This window comes from Paenibacillus sp. DS2015, assembly GCF_050433705.1.
Lineage (GTDB): Bacteria > Bacillota > Bacilli > Paenibacillales > Paenibacillaceae > Paenibacillus_AQ.
Genome location: NZ_JBNPWS010000026.1, coordinates 19,629 through 36,735 on the forward strand (window position 1 = coordinate 19,629; position 17,107 = coordinate 36,735).

The following is a 17,107-nucleotide window of genomic DNA, read 5'->3' on the forward strand; positions in this document are numbered from 1 at the left end:
GGGCCTGTATGTATGGGGTGGTTTATTAATAGTTTCGGAATAAGCTTGGTGTGGCCTTTTATAAGCATTTTCGGGGTGTTTTCAATGTTCTTCATGTACATTATTAATGTGAAGTTTGAAAAAAAAAATTATGTAAAAGAAAAAATGAATACTAGAAGCGGTTAGATTAGCTAAACGGAAAACTATAATGCGAGAGCTTTCAGATATAATTATTTGATAGACGAAGGAGATTATATGAAACCCAATGTTATATATTGTTTACCTCATGCGGGTGGTTCAGCTTACGCATTTAACAGCTGGAATAATTATTTAAATGAATCGATTGAGTGTATTCCCATCGAATACCCAGGTCGCGGGAAAAGACATAACGATCCGCCATACATGGATATTCAAGAAGCTGTGGGGGACATTTATAGACAGATCAAGGAGACCTTAAGAGGTAGGAAGTATATGATTTTCGGTCACAGTATGGGGGGCCTGTTTACTTATGAAGTAGTGCGTAAAATAAACGAGCTTCATGTCAGACAACCGATTCACGTTTTTATATCCGGGAAGGGCGCTCCTCTACATACGAAAGAACCTGAGTTATATGAGCATATTCTCTCAGACGAGAGTTTCGTTAATAGAATTATTAAGTTAGGAGGGACACCGCAAGAAATCACAGATAATAAGGAACTCCTGTACTACTTCCTTCCAATGATAAGAAATGATTATCGAATCGTGGAAACCTATCAGTATAAAGAATCTGAGCCCGTGAAAAACAACGTTACGATCTTATATGGTGCAGATGACAATCTACTGTCAGGGAATATTGAAGATTGGAATTTGTTTTTTAGTGGGAAGGTACATTACCTTAAGTTTGAAGGGGGTCACTTTTTTAATCAGGCGCATGAAAAAGAAATTGTCGGGGTAATAAATTCTATGTTTGAAGATCACTTAGAGTAGAAATCTAGTTATTGTGGTTTGCATAAAAGTAGTGATCTACAGCTCTAGCACAAAATGTAAGACACCGATCTCCCTTGACCAGAAAGGGGGGGTGAATTATAGTGAGTAAGTAGGCTTAATACTATTTTAGATTGAAAAAGGTGGCTTGTAGCATGTCTGAATTGATCTATGTTGGAGTAGATTTAGGTGGAACGGCAATTAAGGTAGGGATTTGTGATCAAGAAGGGCGGCTTCTTCATACCTATGAAGGACCTACGGAGACTGACAAAGGTGTCGATGTCGTCATTGATAATATTGAGAAGTATGTGCGCCATATTATAGAACAGTCTCCATACACATGGGACCAGCTTGTAGGTGTAGGAGCGGGTGTTGCTGGATTTACCAACGTCAAGGAGGGTGTCATTATCCTTGCTCCTAACATAGGTTTTCGAGATGTTCCGATTCGTGAAATTCTTGAAGAACGTTTCGTGAAGCCTGTCAAAATAGATAATGACGCTAACGTGGCTGCCCTAGGAGAAGCATGGAGTGGTGCGGGTCGTGGGATAGACAATTGTGTCTGTTATACACTCGGTACAGGAGTGGGCGGAGGCATTATTATAAATGGTAAGATTTATCAAGGTTTCTCTGGTCTGGCTGGGGAAATTGGACATATAGCAGTTGTACCTGATTTGGAAGCGATCCAATGTGGCTGTGGTAAGAAGGGCTGTGTTGAGACAGTATCTTCCGCAACGGGTATTATTCGTATGGCTAAAGACGCTGTAGAACGTGGCGACCGCACAACGCTTTTAACCGTTGAGAAAATGACGGCCAAAGAAGTGTTTGATGCTGCAAAAGCGGGTGATGAGGTAGCCGCGAGAATTGTAAATCGTGCAGCCTTTTATTTAGCTAAGTCCATGTCAGCTGTTGCGGCTGTCTTGAATCCTGAGGTGTTTATACTCGGTGGTGGTGTTGCCAATGCAGGTGACATTCTCTTTAATGAGGTTCGTGAAGTTTATGCTAAATTCACACCTGAGCCTCTTCAACGAGGAGTGTCGGTTCTGCCAGCGCAACTAGGTAATGATGCTGGAATTGTCGGAGCTGCGGGATTACATCTTCGTTCTTAGAAATTGTCTGTTGAAATATAACGAGTAGTAGGATTGTTAAACTCAAGTGCAATGGAGGGGAAGCTGATGCCTGAAGGCGACAATGCTACGTCGGCCATGGCCACCTTGATTATTATTACGGGCATGTCTGGAGCAGGCAAGACGCTGGCTGTACAGAGTCTGGAAGATCTCGGTTTTTTTTGTGTAGATAATTTACCGCCTGTGCTTATTCCTAAGTTTGCAGAACTTATAGAGCAATCTAACGGTAAAATAGCTAAAGTAGCATTGGTGATTGACTTGAGGGGGCGCGAGTTCTTTACCGCGTTATCTGAATCTCTGCAGTATGTCAGAGAACGCTTCACGATGGGATGCGAAATTCTGTTCCTTGATGCTACGGATTCTGTGCTCGTACAGCGCTATAAAGAGAGCCGTAGACGCCATCCACTTGCACCTGAGGGCATGCCGTTAGACGGTATTCGCTTAGAACGCCAAATGCTAGAGGAACTTAAGAATTCTGCAACGCAACTCATTGATACAAGTAATATGAAGCCAGGTCAATTGAAAGAAAAAATTATTTCTCGGTTTTCTCATTTAGAGAGTAACACGTTGACTGTTAATATCACTTCGTTTGGGTTCAAATATGGCATACCTATTGATGCTGATTTAGTATTCGATGTTCGGTTTTTACCTAATCCACATTATGTGGATCACTTAAGACCACGCACGGGTCAAGACAATGAAGTATATGATTATGTAATGAAGTGGCCAGAGACACAATCTTTTCTAACGAAACTACTAGATATGCTACACTTCCTGTTACCTCAGTACCACAAGGAAGGTAAGAGTCAGGTTATTATTGGTATTGGTTGTACGGGCGGAAAGCATCGTTCAGTAGCCATTTCGGAGTACTTAGGCAAGATGCTTGGAGCCAGTGAAACAGAATCGGTCTCGGTTAGCCACCGTGATTCCGATCGTGATCGGCATTAATGAGGTGAATGTATGAAAGTGGTTGAACCTATAAAGCGTCCGCGGATTGTTGTGATGGGCGGAGGCACAGGATTATCAGTTATGCTACGTGGTCTGAAGGAAAAGCCACTCGACATTACGGCTATTGTTACAGTAGCGGATGATGGAGGAAGCTCAGGTATTCTACGCAGTGAGCTACAGATGCCGCCCCCGGGGGATATCCGTAACGTACTTACTGCGCTTGCTGATGTTGAACCTCTATTGTCAGAAATGTTAAGCTATCGTTTCAGTAGTGGCTCAGGACTTGCAGGACATAGTCTAGGCAATCTAATCCTGGCTGGGATGACGGATATAACAGGTGATTTCGTAACTGCCGTGAGAGAGCTCAGCAAGGTACTAGCTGTTCGTGGTCAGGTATTACCTGCAGCTGGTGTAGCCGTTACACTTCACGCAGAGATGGAAGACGGAAGCATTGTTATCGGTGAATCTAAGATTCCAGAGGCTGGAAAAAGGATTAAACGTGTTTTTCTAGACCCGGCCAATGTGGAGCCGTTACCAGAAGCTGTTGAAGCCATCACGCAAGCGGATGCTATTTTAATTGGTCCAGGAAGTCTCTATACGAGTATTCTGCCAAATTTACTAGTACCTAAGCTAGCTGAAGCCGTCTGTGCCTCTAAAGCCATCAAAATTTTTGTCTGTAATGTGATGACTCAGCCTGGTGAGACGGATAATTATACGGTTAGTGATCATTTGAAGGCTATTTATGACCATATTGGTACGCAGCTATTCGATTATGTTATTGTTAATAATGGTGATATTCCGACACAGGTACAAGATAGATACGCTGAAAAGGGAGCAAAGCCCGTCCAAGTAGACTGGGATGAAGTGACTGGGCACGGCTACAAGGTCATTGCAGATACTTTAGTCCTTTTCCGTACTTATTTACGACATGATGCAGATAAACTGAGCCAGCACATTTACCAATTGGTGCAAAATTGGATTCTACGAGAGAGGTGAGTCCTTTGTCATTTGCAGCACAGACTAAAAAAGAGTTGACGATGATTGAAGGACAGTCATGCTGTGAAAAGGCCGAATTATCGGCATTGATCCGTATGAATGGTGCCGTTCAACTCTCGAATAAGAAGGTTATTCTGGATATCTCTACGGAAAATGCCGCCATAGCAAGACGGATTTATAGCTTGATTAAGAAGTATTTCCAGGCGCCAACTGAATTACTCGTACGTAAAAAAATGAGATTAAAAAAAAATAATGTCTATATCGTACGTATACCAGGCGGAGTTCAGGAAATGCTGAAGGAGTTAAGTATCGTCTCGGAAGGATTTATTTTCACGCCGGACATTAACCCTGAACTCATTCGTAAGAATTGTTGCAAGAGGGCCTACCTTCGGGGAGCATTCATGGCTGGAGGTTCTGTTAATAATCCAGAGGGATCCTCCTACCACTTGGAGATTTCTTCGATGTATGAAGATCATTGCAGGGCGCTTGTGAATTTAGCAAATGAGTTTAGATTGAACGCCCGTTTCATTGAGCGAAAGAAAGGCTTTATCCTGTATATTAAGGAAGGCGAAAAGATCATCGAATTCCTTAGCTTGATCGGTGCACATCAATCGCTTTTCAAATTCGAAGATGTACGTATCATGCGTGATATGAGAAACTCCGTCAATCGTATCGTGAACTGTGAGACGGCGAATCTTAACAAGACTATAGGTGCCGCTGTCCGGCAGATCGATAATATCAAGCTAATTCAGAGAGAAATCGGTCTCGAAAATTTACCAGAGAAGCTTCGAGAGGTTGCTGATGTTAGGTTATCACATCCAGATCTGAACTTGAAGGAAGTTGGCGAAATGCTTAAAGGTACCGTGAGCAAATCAGGAGTAAATCATCGTCTCCGTAAGATTGATGAGATGGCTGATAAAATTCGTAAAGGGTAAGTTTTTTTTTCTAGTGTCCTTCATGCTATAATGGTATAATGTTCTTAAAATAAAATGTGTTTCAAGTGTTCAGATTCATAAATAGGGGGTAAGTTTCCATGACAAAGCACCCGGTAGTTGTCCGTTTAAAGACGGGTCTCCATGCCAGACCGGCAGCATTGTTCGTCCAAGAAGCGAATAAGTACTCGTCTGAAATTTTCGTGGAAAAAGATGATAAAAAAGTGAACGCTAAGAGTATCATGGGAATTATGAGCCTAGCGATCAGTTCGGGTACAGAAATTAATATTAGTGCCGAGGGTGCAGATGCTGAGCAGGCTGTAACCGCTTTAGTAAATTTGGTAAGTAAGGAAGAATTAGAGAATCAATAATTTTTGTGATTCTCAACACATTTAATAATAAATAGCAGCTAATCCGCAATGAGGATTAGCTGCTATTTATTATTCTCTTTTTACATCTTATTTTCAAGAGACATCTTATTAAAGGTAAGGAGTATACCGATATATATAAAACATATATCCAATTTCAATAATGTTCTTGGAATGATGAGGTAGATATCTTACACAATAGAAGGAGCAACAATATTTATGGAAATGAAAACACCTTGGGGGAAGCTAAATACATCCCACAATATATCTTTATCTGTTGGAGACAGAGACGTCATAAGGCGAAGTACGATTCTTATCATTGCTCTAACTATTTCCACATTGTTGTCATCAGCTACAATCAACACATCTGATCTTATGTCCATTACGAATTTATGTTTTGTAGTTAACATTGTTTCATTGGTCGCGACAATAATTCTTCGTTTTAGGGGTGGGAATATCCATCTAACGCCGTATATAGGGATGTTAGGTATGATAATAAGCTGTAGTTTACAAATTATATACATACCTTATCTGACGGGTGTCACTTCGGTATATTACTTAGTCATCTTGTCTTTGATTACAGTGAAGGAGATTATAACTTACATTACGCTGGTGGTCGGATTAGGATTGACATGGTATCTGACCCTGTCCACGACAGGTGTGATTGATTCCGAGCATCGTGCAGGAATTATAGGCGGTTATGTGATTGTGTCTATTGTAGTCCTATTATTGTTACGTGTATCAGTAACATTAAAGAAGAATATTGAGGATGCTCGTACGGTATCAGAAGATTTATTACATGAGCAACGAATACAGAAGGAACAATTATTAGAGAGTGTCGTTGCGGTCACACAGAACATGATTGATATTACACAATCTATGGAGGATAATTCGTCTTCTTTTCAACAAATGAACGTTGCCTTTCAGGAGATATCAATGGGTGCTGTCACACAGACTGACACTACGGTATCCATTAATGAATCTGTTCAGAAGATGGCGGTTATGATACAAGATATGGCCACTTCTACGGAGACCTTACTCAATAAGACAAATGAGGCGAATCATTTATCAGTGGCGGGTAAGGGGAAAGTTGAGACTTTAAGTGATACTATCGATGAATTCAAACAGGAAATTGATGCGATGGCAACGGACATTCAAGAACTTACAGTACGTGTGAATGAGACTTCGCAATTTAGTCAGACGATACGTGAAATTGCCAACCAGACGAATCTACTTTCACTAAATGCGAGTATTGAAGCCGCGCGCGCAGGAGAATATGGTCGAGGGTTCGCTGTTGTTGCCATGGAGATTCGTAAGTTATCTGAACTTACTTCAGGATCCGCAGAACAAATTACGCTTCAATTAGGAGGATTCTCGGAGCAGTCGAATGAAACACTTCAACGAATGAATGTAGTGGCAGAACGGATGCAAATGAGCAGTGAACTGACTTATGAAACAGCGGAATCTTTTGAATCTATTAAACTCTCCATTGATGCATTACTACAAGTCTCGGAGGAATACCAGAGCTTGATGCAGGAAGTGACTCATTTCTCTAGCTCAGTGGGGGATTCGACGGATCATTTGGCGTCTGTTAACGAACAGACCTCAGCTACGTTACAGGAGCTTTCTGCAACCCTCCAATCGCTATTAAGTAACAATGACAACAGTCTCCATAGAGTCAAGGATGCTGAAGGGAATTTGCAAAAAATAGTTAGCTAAAAATTATATTATCTTCTATAAATTATCATGCAACATTTTCCAGATTACTTCGTCTAAAGGGTAATATAACAATGAGGGGGAATTGTCCATGCAAAGTTTAGTGAAGAAGGTAAGTTCAGTATTGGTTGTAAGTGCTTTATTAGTTGGTACTACAGGATTCAATGGTTCGTTCGGTTCAGCTTCGAAGGCTTATGCTGCGGAGGAAAGTGTACAACGTAACGTTATTAATGTAGTTGGAAAAGGCGAAATCTCAGTTACTCCTGATATTGCTTACTTATCCATAGGTGTGGATTCAGAAGCAGACACGGCTCAAGCCGCGCAGAAGGCGAATGCAGCCATCATGGCAAAGCTCAACAAGCTTCTAAAGGATACTTGGGGAATTGCGGATAAAGATGTGAAAACTTCACAATTCTATGTACAGCCTAACTATACCTACACTGAAAAAGATGGCCAAAAGATCAAGGGATATACGGCTCATCACGTTCTTACAGTGAGCTATCGTGATCTTACTAAAGTAGGTCAATTACTGGATGCAGCTTCAAATACGGGGGCTAACAATATAAATAACGTACAGTTCGCAGTTGAGAATCGTGACCAATATGAGACACAAGTCATTGAGAAAGCAATGGCTAATGCTGAATTGAAGGCGGGTTCCATAGCGAAAGCTGCTAAACGCCAGTTGGGTATGATTCTAGTCGTAAGTCAAGGAGATAGCAGCAATCCAGTTGTGTACTATGAACAACAGAATATGATGTCTGCAGCTATGGACAAAGCAAGTGGTGCTACAGAAGTTGAGGCAGGGGAAATAAAGGTTTCAACACAGCTAAGTGTGCAATTTGAATTGAAATAGTTGAATAGTTGAAAAAGTTGGAGTATTCTCATTATAGTGTCTAAATGTTGAGAACTGTCTTCTCTGGACAAGCTTAATCCAGAGAGGACAGTTTTCTTATGTTATTCAATCATCACATTTTTGTAATATGAATACAGTTGTTTATAGTTCCCTGTCGAAACATGTTGTATCGCAGGAGGAAAAACGATATAGTAAGTATGCGAAATTTGTATATGTTCAAGGTGTTAAATGAGCATACTATGAATGATAGGGGGATGGTGCATATGATTGAACTTGTCCGAATTGAGAAGAAGTTTGAAGGGCAAGATGTGGTGCATCCACTGTCACTAGCTATTAATGAAGGGGAATTTCTAACTTTATTAGGTCCGAGTGGCTGTGGTAAAACTACAATTCTCCGCATGATTGCGGGGTTTGAACAACCAACCCAAGGTGAGATTATTCTAGCAGGCAAGAATGTAACCCAGCTTTCGCCTAATCAGCGTGATTTGAATCTGGTCTTTCAACATTATGCTCTGTTTCCACATATGACGGTTGAAGAAAATATTTCCTTTGGACTTAAGATGAAGAAGTTACCGAAGGATCAACAGAAGACACGTATCGCAGAAGCGGTTGCTATGACGCAATTAACAGCTCTGATGTCTCGATACCCTCATCAGCTCTCCGGGGGCCAACAACAGCGAGTAGCGATAGCGCGAGCTATAGTAAATAAACCTAAAGTTCTGTTACTGGATGAACCACTTGGTGCGTTGGATCTACAACTACGCAAAAATTTGCAGACGGAGCTCAAACATTTACAACGGACACTGGGTATTACGTTTGTTTACGTAACGCATGACCAAGAAGAAGCGATGATGATGTCTGATCGAATTGTTATTATGAATAGTGGGCGGGTTGAACAGATTGGATCGCCTAGAGATATTTACGAAACACCGCGAACTCTTTTTGCAGCAACGTTTGTAGGTGAGAATAACATCTTCACTTCCTCCGAAGGGCATATTGCTGTTCGTCCTGAGAAATTAATAGCGCTGAAGAGTGATGTGGGTGCTAAGAAAATGGGTACAATAGAGGATGTTATGTATATGGGAAATGTTCATAAACTGATCGTCCAAATGCATAGTGATAGTCATGAACTACAACCACACTCCATGAAAGTAACTATCGTCCTTAATATAGCCGATGAACAGCTATGGCAAGTGGGTGAACGAATTGGGGTGAGTTGGAACGCCAAGGATGAGGTGGCAATTAAATCATGAGAAAATTGAAATGGTTAATCTCACCTGTGGTGTTATGGCTTAGTCTCTTCCTGATCGTTCCGATGCTGATTGTATTAGTCATGTCTTTTATGCAACGTGATACGCTTGGCAATGTTGTTTACTCATTCAGCTTGGAAGGTTATGTGACCTTCTGGGATTCACTGTATCTGGGTATCTATTGGGATACGATTGTTTTATCGGTACTGACAACCCTGATTTGTTTATTGGTTAGCTATCCGCTAGCTTACTATATTGCTGGAGCAAGCCCGCGAGTGCAGAATTGGGGACTTATTCTCATTACTGTACCCTTCTGGATTAACTTTCTTATTCGGACATATGCGTGGGTCCTCTTGCTTCGTACCCAAGGTATTGTTAATAGCTTGTTGCTACATTTCGGATGGATTGATGAACCTCTGCAAATGCTGTATACAAAGGGGGCGGTTCTACTGGGTATGGTGTATAATTTCATTCCCTTTATGGTATTACCTCTGTATGTAGCTATTGAGCAAATCGATAAGCGTCAACTTGAAGCTGCGAGTGATCTTGGGGCTAGTAGCTGGAAGGCGTTCTGGCATATCACATTACCTCAGAGTAAGGCAGGGATCATGACGGGGTCGGTGTTAGTATTCGTATCTACAGCAGGGATGTTTGTCGTGACAGATATCCTTGGGGGCTCCAAATCCTCGATGATTAGTAACATTATACAATCTCAGTTTTTAGGGGCCCGAAACTGGCCGTTTGGTTCGGCGTTATCTGTTATCTTTATATTGACTTCGCTTGTGCTCATTATGTTATTTAATCGGGTGATGCAGTCTCGTCATGAACGATTGAAGGAGGGGAGCTCATGAACAAGAAAAGCCATCCTCTGTTAGGTCTTCATTCATTATTGATGATGATATTCATCTATGTACCGATCGTGCTGGTTATCGTGTATTCGTTCAATAATACGAGGTTAAGTGGGGACTGGGAAGGATTTACGTTAGATTGGTATTCCTCACTGCTGAAGGATCGTCACGTCATGGAAGCACTGACTAACAGTCTAATAGTAGCGGTAATTTCCACTGTTGTAGCGACTGTATTGGGAACGATTGCGGCGCTAACCTTGCGAGATTTAAGTAAAAGATGGAAGAAACCATTGAATGGGGTTCTCTATATGCCGGTTATTATTCCGGACATTATTATGGGGCTATCGCTGTTGGTTTTGTTCAATCAGTTTAATATTTCATTAGGTAAAACCACCGTGATCATCGCCCATATTACATTTAGCTTGTCTTACGTTTATGTGGTGGTGAATGCTCGATTGGCTGGAATGGGTAGACAGTTTGAAGAAGCGGCTCAAGATCTTGGGGCTACAGGGTGGCAAACGTTTCGATATGTAACATTGCCACAAATTTCGCCAGGGATTATTTCGGGAGCGTTAATAGCCTTCACTCTTTCGCTAGACGACTTCATGGTTAGTTTCTTCGTAGCAGGACCGAGCTCGACAACGCTTCCCATTTATATTTACGGACAAGTGAAGCGAGGGGTCTCTCCTGAAATTAATGCATTGTGTACATTGCTAATATTGGTAAGCATTACCTTGATTTTCTTGGCCCAATATATACTTAATCGTGGTAGAGGACAAAAGAAACATAAGACGCTACCTATATAGAATAACTAATATTTTATAATAAACTAGTGTGACGAAGGAGAGGCGATACGTAACTGTGAGAAAGATTAGATTCACGGGCCTGCTGTTTGCAGGAGTTCTAGCATTATCCCTTCTGAGTAGCTGTTCTTCTAAGGAGACGCTGCATATTTATAGTTGGGCAGACAATTTTGATGAGTCAGTAATAAAGGATTTCGAGGATAAATTCGATGTAGATATCACGTATGACGTTTATGCGAACAATGAGGACCTTCTAGCTAAAACCAAGGCAGGCGGTGCCGGGTATGACCTTATTCAACCATCAGATTACATGGTGGAAACGATGATTAAGAATGACTTGCTTGAACCGCTGGATAAGAGTAATATTCCTAACTTCGATAATATTGCTGATACATTTAAAGATCCCAAATTTGACCCAGATAATAAATACTCTGTCGTCTATATGTCAGGTGTGACGGGGATTGCCTATAATAAGAAGTACGTGAAAGACCCCATCGAGAGTTGGGAAGACTTATGGAACCCTGCATACAAGGGGAAGGTGCTCCTGTTAGACGACAATCGGGAAGTGATTGGGATGGCGCTAAAGAAATTAGGCTACTCCAATAGCTCTACTGATGAGACGGAGATTAAATTGGCCGTTGATGAGTTGAAGAAGCTATTGCCAAGTGTCCTTGCTTTTGATACGGATACGATCAAGCAGAAGATGATTCAAGAGGAAGGCTGGATTAGTACCGTGTGGTCTGGGGATGCAGCTTTTATCGTTAAGGATAATCCAGATATCGCCTATATCGTTCCGAAAGAGGGAGCGACTATTTTCTCTGATAACTACGCTATTCCTAAAGGTGCTAAGAACAAAGTGTTAGCTGAGAAGTTTATCAATTATATGTTGGAACCTGAAGTGAGCGCCAAAAATTATGAAGCTATAGGTTATAGTGATCCCAATGTTAAGGCTATGGAATTCCATAGTGAAGAGTACCGTAACAATCATATGATTAACCTTAGTGAAGATGAGCTGAATCGTACTGAATGGTTAGGTGATGTAGGAAGTGCGCTACAGATCTATGACCGGTATTGGACAGAGCTCAAAAGTGGTCGGGAATAACTTATCGTTATGATTAAAAAAACAATTCATTCTGCCAAATATACTGCCCCTACTCTTTTGAGTAGGGGTTTTTAAATTGTATAGTGATCTGGAGGCTCAATTTAAAAATTAGTGGTTGACAGAGAGAAGACCTCAGAGGAGTTTTGGGGGAATGTGGACAAGCGGATCGTTCACCTTTAAAGGAGGATTTCTACCTTATTCAATTCAATTCAAGAAATCCTCCTTTAACAGTGAGGGTAACATCCTCCAAAACGGAACGCTGTTTCCACTACATTTTATTGTCAATCGCTGACTTTTGTTTTTGAGCCGAGCTGGATTCACTTTGACAGAACATGATAGTTGATTTAATGCAAACAATATTATAAAATGTTTGTTATAAAGCAAACATAATTAGGAGTTGTCTATATGAATGTATTGCCTGAATTGTTTTGGAATGCCACGATTGAAGAGATTAAACAGGGATATGTATTCGATCAAGAGTTCGAGGCTTATATTTGTCTTGTGTGTGGGAAGAGATATGAGAAGGGGGTCATTTATCAGGCTGAGGATGTGTTCTACGAAGCGGAGAAGTATGTTCGTCGCCATGTGGCGAGTGATCATACTTCGATGTTGGACTTTTTGCTAGGATTAGATAAGAAAATGACAGGACTCACAGAGCTACAACGAACACTGTTGAACTTGTTCCAGATGGGTATGAATGATAATGACATTGTTCGCGAATTAGATGGGGGGAGTACATCAACGATTCGAAACCACAGATTCACTTTGCGGGAGAAGATGAAGCAAGCTAAAGTATTCCTCTCCATCATGGAGCTTGTAGAGGAGAAATCAAGTAAACAAAGTCGTTTTATTCAATTCCAACAATCGAACTCCTGGATCGATGAACGACATCAGATTACAGTGCAGGAGAATGAGGAGATGATCAAAGCCTATTTTAAACAAGGACCAGGGGGGCCTTTATCTGAATTTCCTAAGAAGGAAAAGCGGAAGGTAATTATTCTGCGGCAATTAGTTCAGAATTTTGACAAACAGAAACAATATACAGAGAAAGAAGTCAATGAGATTCTAAAAGAACGATTTCATGATTATGTGACACTAAGACGTTATCTGATTGAATATGGCTTCATGGATCGTTATCCCGATGGGAGTCGTTATTGGGTTAAGGGATAATCTATAGAGTCACTCTAAGATTGAATAAAAGGGGAGTAGGTCAATGGATCATCAAAGAAGAAAAGAGCTCGTTACTGAATATCAACAACGTCCGCGTCATCTAGGCATTTACCAAATTCACAATGTTATAAATGGAAAAAAGTGGATTAATAGTAGTAGTAATTTGTATGGAGCGCTGAACAAAGAAAAGTTCTTACTCAATATGGGAATGCACAGCGTATTAGAACTGCAGAAGGAATGGAAGGAATATGGAGAAGACGCGTTTAAGCTAGAGATACTGGATGAGATTAAGCTTGAAGAGGGCGAATCCCTTATGGGGATGGTCCCCATTAATGTACCGGTGAATCATCCGTCTTATAAGAAGCACAGAGACAAGCTTCAAGTTATGCAACAAATGTGGATGGATAAATTACAACCTTATGGCGACAAAGGATACCACGAATTACCAGAAGGTGAGCATTAATTTACTTCAATACTGTAACCCCGATTGTAACTTTATATCCAATCTCCTTTTATATAATAGAGATAGTTTATAGATGTTATTGAAGGGAGTTTCCTAGATGAAGAAGATCGTTAAATGGAGTGCTGCAGCAATGGTGGCAGGCGTTCTATTAGCAAGTTCAGGATTTGAAGGGGCGACATCGGTATTAGCAGCAAGTAAGAACACAACCCAACAAACTTCTGTGGTATTGAAATGGAAGGGGACTAAATTGACTCAAAAGGGATTAATAAGCCAAGGGAATACGTTGGTTCCTTTAACCGTACTGAGAGATCAATTAGGACTTCCGTTAAATTATAATCCTGGGACCAAGACATATAGCATCGGCAGTGGACATACGCAGCTTAATATGGAAGTGTCGAAGTATGATGTGAACACGAATATTAACAATTTCTATATTAATGAATATCAAGTCAAGAATATTAATGGAAGACTCTATATTCCATTCAAATTAATGAATGATTATTTGGGATATCAGGGTGCGTGGGACGCTTCAACGAAGACGTTGAATATGAGTAAACGTGAACTCAATACAATCACCATTAAGACGGAGACCGTAAAGAACACGACGTCAGATGCCGTATACCTTCTCCATTATCCTAAGGTGAGCGGACTTGGAAAGGTTGAGGTGGAGAAGGCCATTAACAATGTATTGGAACAGCATATGAAGACGTTCAATGAAGCTTCTATGAAACAAGCTGATCTTAGAGATCGTCTAATAGAACATACGTATCAGTACATTCAGAATTTTTTGGTAACGTATAATCGAAATGGTGTACTGAGCCTTATAGTTGATCAATATGGTATTACAGGTGGAGCTCATGGGAGTACTATCCGTACTGGATTCACGTTCTCATTGAAGGATGGTAAGCAACTATCGGCGGATGATTTGTTGAAGAGTAATTCAACTTACAGAACAGTGCTTAATAAAGATTTAGCTAAGAAACTAAAGGCGCATGAGGGTTACTTGGGTGAATTCAAAGCATTAAGTGCTAATCCTGATTTCAATGTAAGTGAAAAGGGAATAGCGTTCTTCTTCCAACAATATGAATACACGGTATATGCTGCAGGTTTCCCTACGTTTGTGTATCCATTTGATCAGTTGTTACCTAAAGGCACGGACCCATTTGAAAATTATTAATCACAAGTCCAAATCCATAGAGGATCTCTTGAACCACATAAATAACAAACAACCCCCTTATTCCTTAAATTACAGGAGCAAGGGGGTTGTTTGTGTATTGGTTTATTAAACGCCTGTTGGTAAAGGTTTCTCGATCACTTTATCAATGATGCCATAGCTTGCTGCGTCTGCAGCACTCATGAAGTAATCACGATCGGTATCTTTCTCAATGCGTTCTAGCGGTTGTCCAGTGCGTTCGGACAATATTTTGTTCAACTTATCACGCATCTTAAGAATACGGCGAGCGCGGATTTCAATATCGGATGCTTGACCTTGTGCACCACCCAAAGGTTGGTGAATCATGATCTCACTGTTAGGTAATGCGAAACGTTTACCAATCGCACCAGCGTTCAATAGGAATGCTCCCATGGAAGCTGCCATACCCACACAAATGGTGGATACATCCGGCTTAATATATTGCATTGTATCAAATATTGCCATACCCGCTGTAATCGAACCGCCCGGGCTATTAACATATAAGTGAATATCTTTGTCAGGCTCTTCGGCTGCCAAGAACAGCATTTGTGCAATAATGGAGTTAGCTACTACATCGTTTACTTCTGAACCCAAGAAAATAATACGATCCTTCAGCAATCTGGAATAGATATCATATGCGCGTTCTCCGCGACTGCTCTGTTCTACAACCATAGGTACATAACCCAAGTGAAAAACCTCCCTTAAATTGGTTCGAATGTTGACCTTCTTAATTATAGCAGTTACCTTAATTACCACATAATAAACAATTTAAATCAAAAAGTCAAAGAAAGTCAAACTGTAGCCAAAAAGAAACGGCTTCGCCATCCCTAGAGGGAAGGTGACCGTTTCTCGTAGAGATATAAGCAGCGTATAGCGTATTATGATAGCTTATGCGTTGTTTATTTTTGTGAAAAAAAAAGAGCCCTGATTGGCTTTTAGTGGTTTGGTTATAAATAAAGTATACAGGCTGTAATAATGAAATGGTGCGCCCGCGAGGAATTGAACCTCGATCTCAGGCTTCGGAGGCCTACGTCATATCCATTTGACCACGGGCGCTAAATTTCAATAGCAAAAATTATTATATGATATCTACATCAGAATAGCAAGAGTAATCGGTAAGTAGGAGCTTAACTTGGCTTAATCAGTACAGAATGTATAAGAAAAACTGCAACTGCAAATTATACACAATGATTACTTGCAAGAGACATAAAATTTGGTTAGAATAGTAGTGGGACTTAAAAAGTTAACCCGGGACATTTTGAGACCAAAGAGAAAGTGAGAAAAGAAAGTTGCAGGGGTGGAAAGCATGCGGACGATATTAGAAATACAAAAGCAGCTTCTGCCTGATCTCATGGAAATTCTCAAGACGAGGTACACTATTCTTCAGCAGATCATGCTGTTTGACACGATCGGTCGTAGAACACTTGCAGCTTCGCTTCATATGACGGAACGAGTGTTGCGGGCGGAGACTGATCTTCTGAAATCGCAAGGGCTCATTGAGATTGAGAGTATGGGTATGAGGATTAATGATTCGGGTAGGAAACTGCTAGAACTCATGGAGCCGATTGCTAAGAATCTTTTTGGACTAACCGATTTGGAAGGGAAGATTCGTAAAGCCTATGGACTGCGTAAAGTAGTGATTGTACCTGGTGATTGTGAGTCTTCGCCGTTCACCAAGCGAGAGCTAGGACGCGCGGGCGCGAAAGCTTTGCTGAGTGTCATGGGAAATGAAGATATTATTGCTGTTACAGGTGGCTCAACACTGGCCGAGATGGCAGAGCAACTGACTTGTCCTTCTTCTAATCTTGTTAAAGGGACGTGGTTCGTACCCGCTCGCGGGGGGCTTGGAGAGAGTATGGAATTCCAAGCGAATACGATTGCTTCCACTATGGCAAAGAGAGTAGGAGCTCAGTATCGGTTGTTACATGTACCTGATCTGCTCAGCGAGGATGCATATCAATCGCTTGTCCAAGATCGCAACATTCAAGAGATTGTGCAGACGATCAGACAGTCACGTATCATCGTACACGGCATAGGTGATGCTATGGAAATGACGCGTCGCAGAAATTTGGATTCTGTTACGACAGAAATAATCCAAGCAGAAGGCGCAGTTGCGGAATCTTTCGGCTATTATTTTAACGAAAGTGGCGCCGTAGTTCATAGGATGGTAACATTAGGATTACGTCTGGAAGATATCATGCAGACTGAAGTGGTGATCGGGATTGCGGGCGGAAAAAGTAAGGCTAGAGCTATTCATGCGGTTCTTCAGTTTGGTAAAGAAGATATTCTGGTTACAGATGAAGCCGCAGCACTAGAAATTGAAAAAGAGATTGATGGACAGATCTCTACTACTTAATTTGGAATAACTAAACTTTGAAATATTTAATCTATGTTGTCTTG

At 41.0% G+C, this 17,107-nt stretch carries 17 protein-coding genes, 1 tRNA gene and 1 other annotated feature (1 of these 19 running past the window's edge); of the genes, 16 read left to right on the forward strand and 2 right to left on the reverse strand.

What is annotated here, in order from left to right; translation table 11 throughout:
* Positions 1 to 8, reverse strand: a sequence feature (23S ribosomal RNA rRNA prediction is too short) (it extends 162 nt beyond the left edge of the window).
* Positions 9 to 234: 226 nt separating this feature from the next.
* From J2T13_RS19315 to J2T13_RS19385, 15 genes are all read left to right on the forward strand, one after another.
* Positions 235 to 945 (forward strand): thioesterase II family protein, encoded by a 711-nt coding sequence (locus J2T13_RS19315; RefSeq protein WP_429373996.1) that lies wholly within the window; start codon positions 235 to 237, stop codon positions 943 to 945.
* Between the two features lie 152 nt (positions 946 to 1,097).
* Positions 1,098 to 2,048, forward strand: a complete 951-nt coding sequence (locus J2T13_RS19320) for an ROK family glucokinase (RefSeq protein WP_429373997.1) — start codon at positions 1,098 to 1,100, stop codon at positions 2,046 to 2,048.
* A gap of 66 nt (positions 2,049 to 2,114) precedes the next feature.
* On the forward strand, positions 2,115 to 3,014 hold the full coding sequence (rapZ, locus tag J2T13_RS19325; protein WP_429373998.1) for an RNase adapter RapZ: 900 nt from the start codon (positions 2,115 to 2,117) through the stop codon (positions 3,012 to 3,014).
* A gap of 12 nt (positions 3,015 to 3,026) precedes the next feature.
* Entirely contained in the window at positions 3,027 to 4,010 is a 984-nt protein-coding gene (locus J2T13_RS19330) for a gluconeogenesis factor YvcK family protein (RefSeq protein ID WP_429373999.1), read from the forward strand.
* Positions 4,011 to 4,015: 5 nt separating this feature from the next.
* Positions 4,016 to 4,945, forward strand: coding sequence for a DNA-binding protein WhiA (gene whiA, locus J2T13_RS19335; RefSeq protein WP_429374000.1), 930 nt, complete (start codon positions 4,016 to 4,018; stop codon positions 4,943 to 4,945).
* Between the two features lie 98 nt (positions 4,946 to 5,043).
* The gene (locus J2T13_RS19340; protein ID WP_429374001.1) at positions 5,044 to 5,313 is read left to right on the forward strand and encodes an HPr family phosphocarrier protein; all 270 of its coding nucleotides are present in this window, start codon (positions 5,044 to 5,046) and stop codon (positions 5,311 to 5,313) included.
* Positions 5,314 to 5,529: 216 nt separating this feature from the next.
* Positions 5,530 to 7,029: a methyl-accepting chemotaxis protein gene (locus tag J2T13_RS19345; protein WP_429374002.1), complete on the forward strand. Its 1,500-nt coding sequence runs from the start codon at positions 5,530 to 5,532 to the stop codon at positions 7,027 to 7,029.
* An 88-nt stretch (positions 7,030 to 7,117) separates the two neighbouring features.
* Positions 7,118 to 7,879, forward strand: coding sequence for an SIMPL domain-containing protein (locus J2T13_RS19350; RefSeq protein WP_429374003.1), 762 nt, complete (start codon positions 7,118 to 7,120; stop codon positions 7,877 to 7,879).
* Positions 7,880 to 8,142: 263 nt separating this feature from the next.
* A complete protein-coding gene (locus J2T13_RS19355) occupies positions 8,143 to 9,132 on the forward strand; it encodes an ABC transporter ATP-binding protein (protein WP_429374004.1) in 990 nt (329 codons plus the stop codon).
* Positions 9,129 to 9,980: an ABC transporter permease gene (locus J2T13_RS19360; protein ID WP_429374005.1), complete on the forward strand. Its 852-nt coding sequence runs from the start codon at positions 9,129 to 9,131 to the stop codon at positions 9,978 to 9,980. Before J2T13_RS19355 ends, J2T13_RS19360 begins: the two co-directional genes overlap by 4 nt.
* Positions 9,977 to 10,783 carry an ABC transporter permease gene (locus tag J2T13_RS19365; protein ID WP_429374006.1) on the forward strand — a complete coding sequence of 269 codons (807 nt, stop codon included), beginning with the start codon at positions 9,977 to 9,979 and terminating at the stop codon, positions 10,781 to 10,783. The genes J2T13_RS19360 and J2T13_RS19365 overlap by 4 nt, the downstream gene beginning before the upstream one ends.
* A 55-nt stretch (positions 10,784 to 10,838) precedes the next feature.
* Complete coding sequence (locus J2T13_RS19370) at positions 10,839 to 11,882, forward strand: polyamine ABC transporter substrate-binding protein (protein WP_429374007.1); 1,044 nt, start codon at positions 10,839 to 10,841, stop codon at positions 11,880 to 11,882.
* Positions 11,883 to 12,287: 405 nt separating this feature from the next.
* Positions 12,288 to 13,052: a DUF2087 domain-containing protein gene (locus tag J2T13_RS19375; protein ID WP_429374008.1), complete on the forward strand. Its 765-nt coding sequence runs from the start codon at positions 12,288 to 12,290 to the stop codon at positions 13,050 to 13,052.
* 43 nt (positions 13,053 to 13,095) lie between these two features.
* Complete coding sequence (locus J2T13_RS19380) at positions 13,096 to 13,515, forward strand: GIY-YIG nuclease family protein (protein WP_429374009.1); 420 nt, start codon at positions 13,096 to 13,098, stop codon at positions 13,513 to 13,515.
* Between the two features lie 97 nt (positions 13,516 to 13,612).
* Positions 13,613 to 14,692: a PdaC/SigV domain-containing protein gene (locus J2T13_RS19385; protein WP_429374010.1), complete on the forward strand. Its 1,080-nt coding sequence runs from the start codon at positions 13,613 to 13,615 to the stop codon at positions 14,690 to 14,692.
* Between the two features lie 105 nt (positions 14,693 to 14,797).
* Here J2T13_RS19385 and clpP read toward each other — a convergent pair whose 3' ends face one another.
* Positions 14,798 to 15,394, reverse strand: coding sequence for an ATP-dependent Clp endopeptidase proteolytic subunit ClpP (gene clpP, locus J2T13_RS19390; RefSeq protein WP_429374011.1), 597 nt, complete (start codon positions 15,392 to 15,394; stop codon positions 14,798 to 14,800).
* A 294-nt stretch (positions 15,395 to 15,688) separates the two neighbouring features.
* Positions 15,689 to 15,763 (reverse strand) — tRNA-Arg (locus J2T13_RS19395).
* A 250-nt stretch (positions 15,764 to 16,013) separates the two neighbouring features.
* Here J2T13_RS19395 and J2T13_RS19400 point away from each other — a divergent pair.
* Complete coding sequence (locus J2T13_RS19400; RefSeq protein ID WP_429374012.1) at positions 16,014 to 17,063, forward strand: sugar-binding transcriptional regulator; 1,050 nt, start codon at positions 16,014 to 16,016, stop codon at positions 17,061 to 17,063.
* The last annotated feature ends 44 nt before the right edge of the window (positions 17,064 to 17,107 follow it).

Coding starts and splice junctions, on each gene's coding strand:
- J2T13_RS19315 (WP_429373996.1), top strand. CDS start 235: ATGAAACCCAATGTTATATATTGTTTACCTCATGCGGGTGGTTCAGCT.
- J2T13_RS19320 (WP_429373997.1), top strand. CDS start 1,098: ATGTCTGAATTGATCTATGTTGGAGTAGATTTAGGTGGAACGGCAATT.
- rapZ (WP_429373998.1), top strand. CDS start 2,115: ATGCCTGAAGGCGACAATGCTACGTCGGCCATGGCCACCTTGATTATT.
- J2T13_RS19330 (WP_429373999.1), top strand. CDS start 3,027: ATGAAAGTGGTTGAACCTATAAAGCGTCCGCGGATTGTTGTGATGGGC.
- J2T13_RS19340 (WP_429374001.1), top strand. CDS start 5,044: ATGACAAAGCACCCGGTAGTTGTCCGTTTAAAGACGGGTCTCCATGCC.
- J2T13_RS19345 (WP_429374002.1), top strand. CDS start 5,530: ATGGAAATGAAAACACCTTGGGGGAAGCTAAATACATCCCACAATATA.
- J2T13_RS19350 (WP_429374003.1), top strand. CDS start 7,118: ATGCAAAGTTTAGTGAAGAAGGTAAGTTCAGTATTGGTTGTAAGTGCT.
- J2T13_RS19355 (WP_429374004.1), top strand. CDS start 8,143: ATGATTGAACTTGTCCGAATTGAGAAGAAGTTTGAAGGGCAAGATGTG.
- J2T13_RS19360 (WP_429374005.1), top strand. CDS start 9,129: ATGAGAAAATTGAAATGGTTAATCTCACCTGTGGTGTTATGGCTTAGT.
- J2T13_RS19365 (WP_429374006.1), top strand. CDS start 9,977: ATGAACAAGAAAAGCCATCCTCTGTTAGGTCTTCATTCATTATTGATG.
- J2T13_RS19375 (WP_429374008.1), top strand. CDS start 12,288: ATGAATGTATTGCCTGAATTGTTTTGGAATGCCACGATTGAAGAGATT.
- J2T13_RS19380 (WP_429374009.1), top strand. CDS start 13,096: ATGGATCATCAAAGAAGAAAAGAGCTCGTTACTGAATATCAACAACGT.
- J2T13_RS19385 (WP_429374010.1), top strand. CDS start 13,613: ATGAAGAAGATCGTTAAATGGAGTGCTGCAGCAATGGTGGCAGGCGTT.
- J2T13_RS19400 (WP_429374012.1), top strand. CDS start 16,014: ATGCGGACGATATTAGAAATACAAAAGCAGCTTCTGCCTGATCTCATG.